Below are 12,155 nucleotides of genomic sequence, written 5' to 3'. Positions count from 1 at the left end.
GACGGCGGGCCAGGTGCAGGCGGACGGGGCCCGTCTCGCAGTCGACGACGACGCAGGGCGCGCCGGTCGCGGCGAGCACCGCCGCGGCGCCGGCCGCCCGGTCCAGCGGACGTGTGCCGGCGGTGGCTCGGCCGTCGGTGACGACCAGGACCAGCGGACGCCGCTTCGGGTCCCGCAGCCGCTCCACCTGCAGCAGGTCGGCGGCCGCGAACAGCCCCTCGGCCAGCGGGGTACGCCCGCCGGTGGGCAGTTCGGCCAGCCGGGTCGACGCGGCCAGCACCGACGAGGTGGCCGGCAGCAGCGTCCGCGCGCCGGCGCCCCGGAAGGCGATCACCGCGACCTTGTCCCGCCGCTGGTACGCGTCGGTGAGCAGGGCGAGCACCGCGTCCTTGACGGCGGTCATCCGCTGGCGGGCGCCCATCGAGCCGCTCGCGTCCACCACGAACAGCACCAGGTTGCCTTCACGGCCCTCCCGGACCGCCTCGCGCACGTCGTCCCGGCGCAGCCGCAGCGGGCCGGCCAGCCGGCCCCGGCTGGTCTGGTGCGGCGCGGCGGCGCGGACGGTGGCCGGCAGGTGCAGAACGCCGACGTGGCCCCCCGGCATCCGGGCCCCGGTGGTGCGGCCCCGGCCGGTGCGGGCGCGCGAGCGCCGGCCGGGCACCCCGTCACCCACGCCCGGCGCGGTGAGCAACCGCGCCTTCAACCCACCCCGGGGTACGGCCACCGGCTGGCCCGAACCACCGCCGGACCCACTGGTCGCGTCGTCGTCGACCGCCCCAGCGCCCGTCCCGTCGGCCCGGTCCGCACGCCTGCCGCCGTCCTGGTCGGTCCCGCTTAAGCGGTCGTCGCCCGTGGACGACTGCGGCCACCCGCCGTCGGATCCCTGGTCGGCGCGTCCGTCCGGGCCGGTGTCATCGGCGGCCGCCTGCCCGGCCCGGCCCGGTTCGGGACCGGGGCCGTCGGAGTCGCCGTCCGTGCCGTTCCCGTCGGGGCCGCCGTCGCCGGCCGCGGCGCCGCCCCCCGGGCCGCCATCCTGCGGGCCGCCGCCGTTCGGGTCGCCACCGTCGGGTACGCCGTCGTCCGGCTCGTCGTCGGGGTGCGCGTCCTGGGCCTGCCGCAACGCCTCGTCGAGGCGCTTCTCGTCCAGGCCCGGGGTGTCGAACGGGTCGCGGCGGCGGCGGTGCGGCAGGGCCAGCCGGGCCGCCACCCGGACGTCGTCGATGGTGACCCGGTCCCGGCCGTGCCAGGCGGCGTGCGCCAACGCGGCCCGGGCGGTGACGATGTCGGCGCGCATCCCGTCCACGTCGAACGCCGCGCACACCTCGGCGATCTGGCGCAGGGCGGCGTCGGGCAGGCGTACCCCGGGAAGCCGGCGGCGGGCGGCGGCCACCTGGGCGGCGACCTCGGTGTCGGCGTCGGCCCAGCGGGCGGCGAAGCCGACCGGGTCGGCGTCGGCGGCGAGCCGGCGGCGGACCACCTCGACCCGGACGGCCGGGTCGCGGCTGGCACCGACCTCGACGGTGAGCCCGAACCGGTCGAGCAGCTGCGGGCGCAGCTCCCCCTCCTCCGGGTTCATGGTGCCGACCAGCAGGAACCGGGCGGCGTGGCTGACCGAGACGCCCTCCCGCTCGACGTGGCTGCGGCCCATCGCCGCCGCGTCGAGCAGCAGGTCGACCAGGTGGTCGTGCAGCAGGTTGACCTCGTCGACGTAGAGCACGCCCCGGTGCGCGGCGGCGAGCAGGCCCGGCTCGAAGGCGCGTACCCCCTCGCCGAGGGCCTTCTCCAGGTCCAGCGAGCCGACCACCCGGTCCTCGGCGGCGCCGACCGGCAACTCCACCAGGCGGGCCGGACGGGTCTCGGCGGCGGCGCCGGCCGGGTGCGGGCCGTCCGGGCAGGTCGCGTCGGGCTCGGCCGGGTCACAGGCGAACCGGCAGCCCACGACCCGGCGCACCGGGGGCAGGAGCGCGGCGAGGGCGCGTACGGCCGTGGACTTGGCGGTGCCCTTCTCGCCGCGGACCAGCACCCCGCCGATCGCCGGGGAGACCGCGTTGAGCAGCAGAGCCAGCCGCATGTCGTCCATGCCGAGCACGGCGCTGAACGGATAGGTGGTGGTCATGCGCGGTCCTCCAGGTCACCCTCGCTGGCCAGGTACGTGTCGCGGAGCCGGTCGAGGGTGGCCGGCTCGGGTTTGGCCCACAGCCCTCGGTCGGCGGCCTCCAGGAGCCGCTCGGTGATGCCACGCAGCGCCCACGGGTTGGAGCGCTCCAGGAACTCCCGGGTGGTCTCGTCGAAGAGGTACGCGGCGGCCAGGTTCTCGTACATCCAGTCGTCGACCACGCCGGCGGTGGCGTCGTAGCCGAACAGGTAGTCCACGGTCGCGGCCAGCTCGAAGGCGCCCTTGTAGCCGTGCCGCCGCATCGCGGCGATCCACTTCGGATTGACCACCCGGGCCCGGAACACCCGCCGCGTCTCCTCGCCCAGCGTGCGCGTACGCACGTCGTGCGGCATCGCCGAGTCGCCCACGTACGCCTGCGGCGACGTACCGGTCAGGTGACGGACCATCGCCACCATCCCGCCGTGGTACTGGAAGTAGTCGTCGGAGTCGACGATGTCGTGCTCGCGGGTGTCCTGGTTCTTCACCGCCACCGCGATCCGGGCGAACGAGCGTTCCATGTCGACCCGCGCCTCCCGCCCGTCCAGGCCACGGCCGTAGGCGTAGCCGCCCCAGACCGCGTACACCTCGGCCAGGTCGGCGTCGCTGCGCCAGGTCCGGGAGTCGATCAGCGGCAGCAGCCCGGCGCCGTACGCCCCCGGCTTGGAGCCGAAGATGCGGGCGGTTGCCCGCCGCTCGTCGCCGTGCTCGGCGAGGTCGGCGGCGACGTGTGCCCGGACGTAGTTCTCGGCGTCCGGCTCGTCGAGGGCCGCGACCTGCCGGACGGCGTCGTCGAGCAGCGCCACCACGTGCGGGAACGCGTCCCGGAAGAAGCCGGAGATGCGCACGGTGACGTCCACGCGGGGCCGGCCCAGCTCCGCCGTCGGCACCACCTCGATGCCGGTGACCCGCCGCGACCGGTCGTCCCAGACCGGCCGGCAGCCCAGCAGCGCGAGCACCTCGGCGATGTCGTCGCCCTGGGTGCGCATGGCGCTGGTGCCCCACACGGTCAACCCGACCGAGCGGGGGTACTCGCCGGTGTCGGCGAGGTGCCGCGCCAGCAGCGAGTCGGCGAGGGCCACCCCGACGTCCCAGGCGTTGCGGCTGGGGATGGCCTTGGGGTCGACGGAGTAGAAGTTGCGGCCGGTGGGCAGCACGTTGACCAGACCCCGGGTGGGTGAGCCGGACGGGCCGGGTGGCACGAACCGGCCGTCGAGCGCGCCGAGGGTGTTGGTCAGTTCGTCGGTGGTGCGGTCCAGCCGGGGCACCAGCTCGGTGGCGGCGAAGCGCAGCACCGCGGCGGCGTCCGGGATCGACCGGCCGGTCACCTCCTCGACCACCGTGTCGACCGCCCCCGCGGTCCAGCCGAGGGTCTCCATGCCGACGACGAGCCGGCGCGCCAGCGCCTCGATCAGGTCGACGGCGTCGGCGGCGGTGCCGGCCGGCCCGTCCACGACGTCGGTCAGGGCCGTGGGCAGGGTCAGCCGCTGCCCCGGCGAGGCGAGCAGGTCCTGCTCGTCGAGCCCGTACGCCGCGGCGAGGGCCTGCCGCAGGCCGGGCAGGGCCTGGGCGCCACCCCAGATCTGCGGGGCGCGCAGCACCGCGAGCACCAGGTTGACCCGGGGTTCACCGGTCGGCGCGGCGGCGAGGATGTGCAGCCCGTCGCGGATCTGCACGTCCTTGACCTCGCAGAGGTACCCGTCGAGGTGCAGCACGAAGTCGTCGAAGTCGTCGGCGTCGGGCATGGCCTCGGCGTGCAGGTCGTGGTGCAGCTCGGCGGCGCGCACCAGGTCCCAGATCTGCGCCCGCACGGTGGGCACCTTGGCCGGGTCGAGCGCCTGCACCGTGGCGTACTCGTCGAGCAGTTGCTCCAGCTTGGCCAGGTCGCCGTAGGTCTCGGCGCGGGCCATCGGCGGCACCAGGTGGTCGATCACCACGGCGTGCGCCCGCCGCTTGGCCTGGGTGCCCTCGCCGGGGTCGTTGACGATGAACGGGTAGACCAGCGGCAGGTCGCCGAGGACCGCGTCCGGGGCGCAGCCGGCGGCGAGCCCGAGGCCCTTGCCGGGCAGCCACTCCAGGGTGCCGTGCTTGCCCAGGTGCACGACGGCGTCGGCGCCGAAGCCCCCGTCGGCGACCGGCGCGGCCAGCCAGCGGTACGCGGCCAGGTAGTGGTGGCTGGGCGGCAGGTCCGGGTCGTGGTAGATGGCGATCGGGTTCTCCCCGAAGCCGCGCGGCGGCTGGATCACCAGCACCACGTTGCCGAAGCGCAGCCCGGCGAGCACGATGTCCCCGCCGTCGGTGTACAGCTCGCCGGGAGGCTCACCCCAGTGTTCGCGCATGCGTTCGCGCAGCGTGGCGGGCACCTGCTCGAACCAGCGCCGGTAGGTCTCACCGGGAACGCGCGCCTCGGCGGCGGCGAGCTGTTCCGGGGTGAGCCACTCCACGTCGTGGCCACCCGCGGCGATCAGCGCGTGGATCAGCGCGTCGCCGTCGTCGGGCACCGGGGCGTCGCCGAGGTGGTAGCCGGCGTCGGCGAGCGCGGCGAGCAGCCGGACCGCCGAGACCGGCGTGTCCAGCCCGACGGCGTTGCCCACCCGCGAGTGCTTGGTGGGGTACGAGCTGAGCACCACCGCGACGCGCTTGTCGGCGTTCGGCACGTACCGCAGCCGGGCGTGGCGCACCGCGATGCCGGCCACCCGCGCGGCCCGGTCCTCGTCGGCGACGTACACCGAGAGCCCGTCGGCGTCGATCCGCTTGAACGAGAACGGCACCGTGATGATCCGGCCGTCGAACTCGGGAATCGCCACCTGCATGGCGGCGTCCAGAGGGGACAGTCCGGCGTCGCTGCCCGCCCACTGCTCGCGGGTGCTGGTCAGGCAGAGCGCCTGGATGACCGGCACGTCCAGGGCCGCCAGGGCGCCGACGTCCCAGGCGTCCTCGTCGCCGCCGCCCGAGGCGTCGGCGGCGACCGCCCCGCCGGCCGCGAGCACGGTGACCAGCAGCGTGTCGCAGCGGGCGAAGAGCCCGAGCGGACCCGCGCCGGCGGTCAGGCCGCGCAGCGAGCCGCAGAAGATCGGCAGCGGGTTGCCGCCGGCCGCCCGTACCGCCTCGGCCAGCACGTCGACGAAGCCGGTGTTGCCGGCCAGCGCGTGCGCCCGGTAGAAGACGATCCCCACGGTCGGCCGGTCCGGGTCGGTCGGGTGCTCGCCGTGCACGCCGTACGCCGGGGTCGGCACGGGCGGGGCGAAACCCTCGCCGGTGAGCAGCACCGTGTCGGAGAGGAACCGGGCCAGCTGTCCCAGGTTGTCCGGGCCGCCCTCGACCAGGTACGCCAGCGCCTGCGTGGCCACCCCGGACGGCACGGTGGAGGCGGCCATCAGCTCGGCGTCGGGCACCGCCTCGCCGCCGAGCACCACCGTCGGCAGGCCGCTGGCGAGCACCCCGGCCAGGCCGTCCGGCCACGCCTGCCGGCCTCCCAGCAGGCGTACGACGGCCAGGTCCACCCCGTCGAGCAGGGCGGGCACCTCGTCGGCGGCGACCCGCGCTGGGTTGGCCAGCCGGTAGTCGGCGCCGCTGGCGCGGGCGGCCAGCAGGTCGGTGTCGGCGGTGGAGAGCAGCAGGATGCGCACGGAAGGCTCCGGAGAGTGACGTCCCGACCGCCACGGGGGCGACCTGGACGAAGCGAGTGGGTGCGGCGTCAGCGGGTGCGACGGGCCGGCCGGCGGGCCACCGACGTGGGTGACGGCGACCGGTCAGCGCAGCTCAGGGGTGGCCGACGCGGCTGGTGACCCGGGGCACGCCGGTGCGACCGGGGCCGGGTACGGGTGCGCTGACGGCGGAGCGTCCGCCGTGCGCGTCGCGACGACGATCGTCGATGAACGAGCCCTGCGTCATCGGGTCCTCCTCGGGTGTCCACGCCCTGGGGTACGTCCGACGGCCGAAGTATCCTGGCTTCCGGATCGACGCTCTCCCCCGGCCTTCCAACCGCAGACACACGGTCGTGACGCGCAAGGGGGGATCGCTCCCCGGTGACAGTGGCGGGACCGCGTCGGAATCACACCGACTTCCTTCACTGCCGTCAGGCCGCGAATGCTGCCACACCCGTCCGCCGCCGGTCAACGCTGCCCCGGGCACCGACGGCCGGGACCAGTCGATTGAGGACCGACGATCGCTCGGCGGCGATTGGCGGTCCGTACAGAGCCCTGACTCGATGCGGCGCGCTTCGCACCGCCCGACCCGGTCGATGCGATCGATGAGCGAAGTAGTGGGCGAACGGACGGTCCGCGCGCCCCGCAGCCCTGGCGGGAGCGGCACAATCGCCACCTGCACGCCTCCCACGGACCGGGGGCGGTCAACGGTCCCGATCGATCCGACCCGATCCCAGCGATCCGACGCCGAGCGTCGGCCTCGCATGGGTGATCCCGCCCGGCGCAACCTCCGGATCGAGGTCGCTGGGCCTCACGGCCAGGGCGGAAATGTGATCATCGACGCGGCCGGGCCGGTCGGCGCGGGCCGGTCGGGCTCACAGCGGCGCGGCTGGCGTGCAGCGACAGCCGGCGAGGTGGTGCCGACCTTGATCGACTCGCTTTCGCTGGCATCGGGGCGTCCCCGGCCCTGTGTCATCGCGCAACAAGACGGGGTTAAAGATCTTGGGTCACCTGCCCTTCTCAGGCCGCCTCGGCGATGCCGCGCACCCGGGCGGAGATCGTGGCGGAGCTGGACCTCTGCGAGGTGGCGGCGATGGCCACCGGCGCAGGCGTGCTGCCGGCCGGAGCCGTCCGGAACGCGGGTCGCTCGGGAGCCGATTCGCGCAGCGCTCACGTAGCGGCGCGAGCGGGCTCTCCGTCCTGCCCGGACAACTTGACGGCACGCACCTGACGTTGGACAACTTCCTGTCAGGACATCTGGACGGCCTGGACGTGACCAACTTATGTCGACGGATACTGCCTATGAGGCGAGATCGCGTCTACGGAGAGCGCACACCACGCGACACACCGACCTCCCGGCGCTTGTGTCTTCTGATCAGGAACGGTTCACCCGATGTCGACGGCGGAGTGGCGCCGCCAACAGAGCGCAGGCCCACGTAGGCGACCACACCGGAGACCAGGTACAGCGCAGCCTGCACGTTGAGAACGAGCACGACGCTGAGCAGGTCGCCGAGCAGACCGGCGGCCGCCATGCCCAGCCCCTGAGATGTGTTGTAGATCGCGTAATAGGCACCGAAGGCCCGGCCGAGATCGGTGTCGGGCACGCCCTGCTGAATCTGGGCGAAGGCTCCGCTGTTGTAGGCAATGCCAGGTACGCCAACCAGGATGAAGAGCAGGATGTACCACTCGGGCTGGCGGGTGGCTGCCGGCCCGTTCCAGATGACCAGGCTGATCAGGCCAAATGTGGTGGCGCCGAGGCTCATCAGCAGCCGGGGACTCAGCCGCGTCCCCAGCATGCCGACAATGAGCCCGCCCGCCACGCCGCCGATCGCCTGAACCCCGCGCAGCACACCGGTGAGCGTGCCGTCGGCATGCAGCGCGCGGCTGACGAAGACCACGAAGAGCACCACGAACAGGCCCTGCGCGATGCCGCCCAGCGCCACGCTCAGAACCGTCACCCGCACGGTGCGGTTGCGCAGCATCGCCGCGAGGCCGGACCGCCAGTTGGCGAAGAATGGCGACGTACGGCCTGGCGGGGTCGACTCCGCGGCGCCGTGACGCACGGCCCGGCGGCCGGCGGCGATCAGGGCCGCCGTGATCACGAAAGCCACGGCGCCACCGACAGCGAGATAGCGAGTGCCCTCAAGGGTGATCGCTAACCCGCCCAGTGAACTGCCGATGAGCCGTCCCACACTGATGTTGAGCGCCACCATGCTGTTGGCACCCACCAGGTGCACGGGCTCGACAAGGCTTGGCAGCGCCGCGTTGCGGGCCGAGTCGAATGTCTGGGTCAGCACCGCCTGGGCGCCGGCGACCAGGCAGATGATCCACAGATGGTGACCGGGCTCAGCGAGCAGGGGAATCACCACTGCCGCCTGCACCACGGCGACACAGCCCATGAGCCGGAACCTGTCGAAACGGTCGGCCAGAGCACCGGCAAACGAGCCCAGCGTGATGCCGCACAGCAACTCGACGAGGAAGACGGCGGAGGTGGTGAACGCCGAGCCAGTCACCCCGAACACATAGATCGGCAACCCCGTGAGCAGCAGCCAACTCGCCACGCCCGAGAAGAGCCCGGCAGCCCAGATCAGGACGAATCCGCGGTGGCGCAAGAGCGTGAACATGTCAGATGAATTCCGGCGTGGGGTATGCCTGCAGGCTGAGGCTGACCGGCCGGGCGTCGGTCAGGGGCGCGTTTCGCATCGGGCGCAGGTACGGCCGGATGACGGCATCCAGGGTCAGCGTGAGGTGCCGCAACTCATCAGGGGTGAGCGAGAGCGTGTAGTTGTGGAAGGTCGAACTCTCCCGCCACTCGTCTGTCAGCTTGTGCTGCTGGCGCTGGTAGCGCTGCAGCGACCGAAATACCTCGTCGAGCTCCAGGGCGGTCAGTGCGTCGTTGACCTGCTGACCGTCGGCATCACCGGACTCCGGGAGGAATTCGAGCCCGGTGGCGGCGGCGCGCCAGGGCCGGTCACGCCGGTTGGCCCCCTCGGCAGAGACCCGCTCGATGAGGCCGTGACGGGCAAGCTGATGCAAGTGGTAGCTGCAGTTCGACCCGGTGTCGCCGAGGGCCTCGGCGCACTGCGCGGCGGTTCTCGGGCCCGCGGCCAGCAGATAGCGCAGCAACCGCAGCCGCAGCGGGTGCGCGAGCGCGCGCAGCGTGGTCGCGTCCCGTACGCGCACACGGCGTTCCGGTTCCATGGACACTCCTAAACGAAAGACTTCTTTCGGTTATACGCCCAGAGCGCCGACTTCCGCAATGACCGTTTCGCATCGCCCTCTTTAGCAAGGGTCTGCCGGGGGGCACGCGCCGCCAAGGTGGCTCGGGAGAAGGCGGCTCAGCCGGTTTGAGCGGTCACAGCAAGCAGGCTCGGTCGGTTGACCGGGCCTGTCCTGTCGTCCAGTTGACAGAGTCGCCGTCGGCACCGTCCCGGCTTCTCTCCGTGGGCGACGAGATCCGCGACGTGCGCCAGGCGATCAACGGGGTTGAAGACGCGCTCGAAGATCAAAACCGCTTCGGGTCGGGACGCATGCGCGTCACACCTCGGACGCGCTGGAGAAGATCGCCAAGCGCTGAGTACCCGACGAGAACGCCGCGGACTCTTGCGTAGGGTCCGGGCCGTCTCAGCGTGCGTCCGGGTCGGCGTCGCGGGCCTGGTGGGGCCGGTGCTCGGCGATCCAAGCTTCCACGTCTTCGACCAACCACACCGCTCCCCCGGCCAGCCGATCGAACGGCTCCGGGAAGTCTGGCCGGCTGGTGATCTGCACGACGCGGGCGCGGGACACCTGGAGGCGTTCCTGGAGCTCGGCGCTGCCGTACAGCCTGCGGACCATGGACCGGACGCTATGCGTACTCGACACTGTCACATGTAGTAGCTGTCATAGTTGACACTGTCGGGTATGACAGTGCATGGTCCCTTATAGGGCCTGCAGGACGGCAAACGGCTAGGGCCCTTTCGGTGAGCGGTCCGGCTACCTGATCAGGGATCGGTGGCCGGACCTGCCCGTTTGGGAGGGTGCATGATCGAGCGCGAACTACCCCGGTCGGAGTGGGTGCCCGGGCTGGCCAAGCGAATCATCCGGCGGCATTGGATTCTGGGCTACTGCGAACGGTGCCACGACCGGACCGGCACGTGTCCGGCTCTGATCTGGGCCAGGGACCGGGTGAAGGCGTTCCACGTGGCCGGCACCCAGCCTGACCGGCACTGACGGATTGCCCCGTCGCGCACAGACGTGGGTCAAAGCGGCATCAACGAAACCGAGTCGATCAAGCAGACCTGACCCCGTGGGGCCGGGACCGGGGCCGGCACGCAGCGGGACGCGGCACTGCGGTCCCATCGGGGGCCGGCCCTGGTGTCAGCGGGCGTGGCGCTCCGGGTGTGCCCGGTTCCAGGTGCGCATCCGTTCCGGGTAGCCGGTGCGAGCCGCCTCGTACAGCGGCACCGCGTGCTTGCGGGCGATGGCGCCCGCCGCGCGCGGGGTGCCGGTCCGGCGGCGGATCCACTCGCCGTCGTGGGCGATCGCCACCACGGTGGTGTCGGTCGCGGTGGTCTCCGGCTCCAGGTAGAACTCCACCCCCTGCCGGCTGGCGATGAACGCCTCCAGCGCGGCGAGGTCGTCCCGGGTCGCCTCCCGGTCGAGCTTCGTCGGGGTCGCCCCGGTGCCCCGTGCCCTTCGGCTGAACCAGCTCATGCCCGACTCCTCTCCTCGACGCCCTCCAGTTCACCACCGGTTCCTGGCAATACGCTGCATGCCGGGTGGGAGCGCGCTGGGCAGGGCGACCGGCGGGGGGCGGCGCGGGCCGAAGATCCGGGCCCCGAAGGGTGGAACCCGCGGCGCGTGAGCGGTGTCATGAGTGTGATCCAACCGGAGGTCTCCCTGGACGACGACGTGCTCGTCACCCGCGCTCGGGCCGGTGACCTGGAGGCGTACGACCTCCTGGTCGCCCGGCACACCGCGTCCGCGTACCGGACGGCGGTGCTGCTCGGCGCGGGCCCGGACTCCGAGGACGTCATCCAGGAGGCCTTCGTGAAGGGGTACCGCAAGCTCTCCCGGTACCGGGGAGAGTCGTCCTTCCGCTCCTGGCTGCTGGCGATCGTCGCCAACGAGACCCGCAACCTGCACCGGTCGCGCAGTCGACGCGACGGCCTCGTCCTGCGGGCGGCCGCGGCGAACCCGGCGTCCGACGTCACCGAGGACGGCGCGGTGGGCGCGGTCCTCGCCGGGGAACGCCGCGCCGCGCTGGTGGAGGCCCTGCGTCGACTGCCGGTACGCGACCGTGAGGTGATCGTCTGCCGGTTCCTGCTCGACCTGAGCGAGGAGGAGACGGTGGCGACGTTGGGCTGGCCCCGGGGCACGGTGAAGTCGCGGACGTCCCGGGCGCTGGCGAAGCTTCGCGGCCTGCTCGACGTCGAGGAGGTCCGCCATGGATGATCTCGAACGGGAGCTGCGCGATCTCTCCCCCTGGCTGGAGACACCCGTCGCGCCCGACGTGACCGCGGGCGTACGGGCGCGGCTGACCGCGTACCCGTCGCGCCGACGCCGGTGGCGTTCCTACGCCGCGGCGCTCGCCGCTCTGCTGCTGGTGGTGGCGCTGCCACCGGGGCGGGCCGCCCTCGCCGACGCCGTCGCGCAGCTGCTGCGCTTCGCCGGGGTCAGCGTCGCCACGGCGCCGGGGCTGCCCGCCGGCACGCCGTCGCCGCTGCCGTCGCAGCGGACGGTCACCCTGGACGAGGCACAGCGGGCGGCACGTTTCCCGATCCGTCTTCCGGCGCGGCTGGGCCCGCCCGAGCGGGTGCTGGTAGCCGATCCCGACGGCGCGGGCAGCCATCGGGTGGCGACGCTGCTCTACCGCGGGGGCGCGCTGCGTATCGACGCCTTCGACGGCCGTCTCGACCTGGCGTTCCACAAGCAGACCAGCAGGGCGACGGACTGGGTTCAGGTCCACGGCGACTTCGCGGTCTGGGTCGGCGGCCCCCACACACTGGCCTACGTGGACCGGGCGGGAGAGGTCCGGGTCGAGACGGCCCGGCTCGCCGCCTCGACGCTGATCTGGCAGTACCGGGGCGTGAGCTACCGGCTTGAGGGCGACATCACCCGGCTGGAGGCGATCGAGATCGCCGCGTCGCTGACCTAGCTGTACTGCCCAGGGAGGTTGGTCAAGCGGCTGATGGGTGGGCGTTTGCCGATCGCGGTGTGGGGCCTGTGGTGGTTGTACTTGTGGAGCCAGGCGGGTAGGGCGTTTCGGCGGGCTGACTCGCTGGAGTACATCCGTTTGAATGCCCAGCCGTCGGCCATGGTGCGGTGGAAGCGTTCGATTTTGCCGTTGGTCTGTGGCCGGTAGGGGCGGGTGCGTT

General features: G+C 72.9%; 11 protein-coding genes and 1 riboswitch. Of the genes, 3 read left to right on the top strand and 8 right to left on the bottom strand.

The genetic code is table 11. The features are described from left to right. The 6 genes from DKT68_RS27195 to DKT68_RS27175 all read right to left on the bottom strand — a co-directional run. The coding region (locus DKT68_RS27195; RefSeq protein WP_109820232.1) for a VWA domain-containing protein at positions 1-2,116 on the bottom strand (2,116 nt) is incomplete at its 3' end. Next, positions 2,113-5,781, bottom strand: a complete 3,669-nt coding sequence (gene cobN / locus DKT68_RS27190) for a cobaltochelatase subunit CobN (RefSeq protein ID WP_109820231.1) — start codon at positions 5,779-5,781, stop codon at positions 2,113-2,115. The genes DKT68_RS27195 and cobN, both read right to left, overlap by 4 nt. Before the next feature lie 133 nt (positions 5,782-5,914). Then, positions 5,915-6,046, bottom strand: a complete 132-nt coding sequence (locus DKT68_RS32480; protein WP_269089877.1) for a hypothetical protein — start codon at positions 6,044-6,046, stop codon at positions 5,915-5,917. Positions 6,047-6,070: 24 nt separating this feature from the next. Further along, positions 6,071-6,247: riboswitch (cobalamin riboswitch) on the bottom strand. 871 nt (positions 6,248-7,118) lie between these two features. After that, positions 7,119-8,423: an MFS transporter gene (locus tag DKT68_RS27185; protein WP_109820230.1), complete on the bottom strand. Its 1,305-nt coding sequence runs from the start codon at positions 8,421-8,423 to the stop codon at positions 7,119-7,121. Position 8,424: 1 nt separating this feature from the next. Next, the gene (locus DKT68_RS27180) at positions 8,425-9,000 is read right to left on the bottom strand and encodes a winged helix-turn-helix domain-containing protein (protein WP_109820229.1); all 576 of its coding nucleotides are present in this window, start codon (positions 8,998-9,000) and stop codon (positions 8,425-8,427) included. Between the two features lie 423 nt (positions 9,001-9,423). Next, a complete protein-coding gene (locus DKT68_RS27175; protein WP_109820233.1) occupies positions 9,424-9,633 on the bottom strand; it encodes a helix-turn-helix transcriptional regulator in 210 nt (69 codons plus the stop codon). A 186-nt stretch (positions 9,634-9,819) separates the two neighbouring features. On the opposite strand from DKT68_RS27175, the gene DKT68_RS27170 reads away from it, so the two are divergent. Next, positions 9,820-10,008, top strand: a complete 189-nt coding sequence (locus tag DKT68_RS27170) for a hypothetical protein (RefSeq protein ID WP_109820228.1) — start codon at positions 9,820-9,822, stop codon at positions 10,006-10,008. Between the two features lie 147 nt (positions 10,009-10,155). Here DKT68_RS27170 and DKT68_RS27165 read toward each other — a convergent pair whose 3' ends face one another. Next, complete coding sequence (locus DKT68_RS27165; protein WP_109820227.1) at positions 10,156-10,491, bottom strand: hypothetical protein; 336 nt, start codon at positions 10,489-10,491, stop codon at positions 10,156-10,158. A gap of 159 nt (positions 10,492-10,650) precedes the next feature. Here DKT68_RS27165 and DKT68_RS27160 point away from each other — a divergent pair, with 159 nt between their 5' ends. Both DKT68_RS27160 and DKT68_RS27155 read left to right on the top strand, forming a co-directional pair. Then, entirely contained in the window at positions 10,651-11,232 is a 582-nt protein-coding gene (locus DKT68_RS27160) for an RNA polymerase sigma factor (protein ID WP_109820226.1), read from the top strand. Next, positions 11,225-11,935 carry a hypothetical protein gene (locus DKT68_RS27155; RefSeq protein WP_109820225.1) on the top strand — a complete coding sequence of 237 codons (711 nt, stop codon included), beginning with the start codon at positions 11,225-11,227 and terminating at the stop codon, positions 11,933-11,935. The genes DKT68_RS27160 and DKT68_RS27155 overlap by 8 nt, the downstream gene beginning before the upstream one ends. Here DKT68_RS27155 and DKT68_RS27150 read toward each other — a convergent pair. Continuing rightward, positions 11,932-12,155: integrase core domain-containing protein (locus DKT68_RS27150; protein WP_146218440.1), on the bottom strand; the 224-nt coding region annotated here is incomplete at its 5' end. The genes DKT68_RS27155 and DKT68_RS27150 overlap by 4 nt on opposite strands.

This window comes from Micromonospora acroterricola (assembly GCF_003172955.1).
In the GTDB taxonomy this organism is placed as follows: Bacteria; Actinomycetota; Actinomycetes; order Mycobacteriales; family Micromonosporaceae; genus Micromonospora; species Micromonospora acroterricola.
Note: the sequence above shows the minus strand (reverse complement) of the source record. Positions and strands in the feature narration are given on the sequence as shown.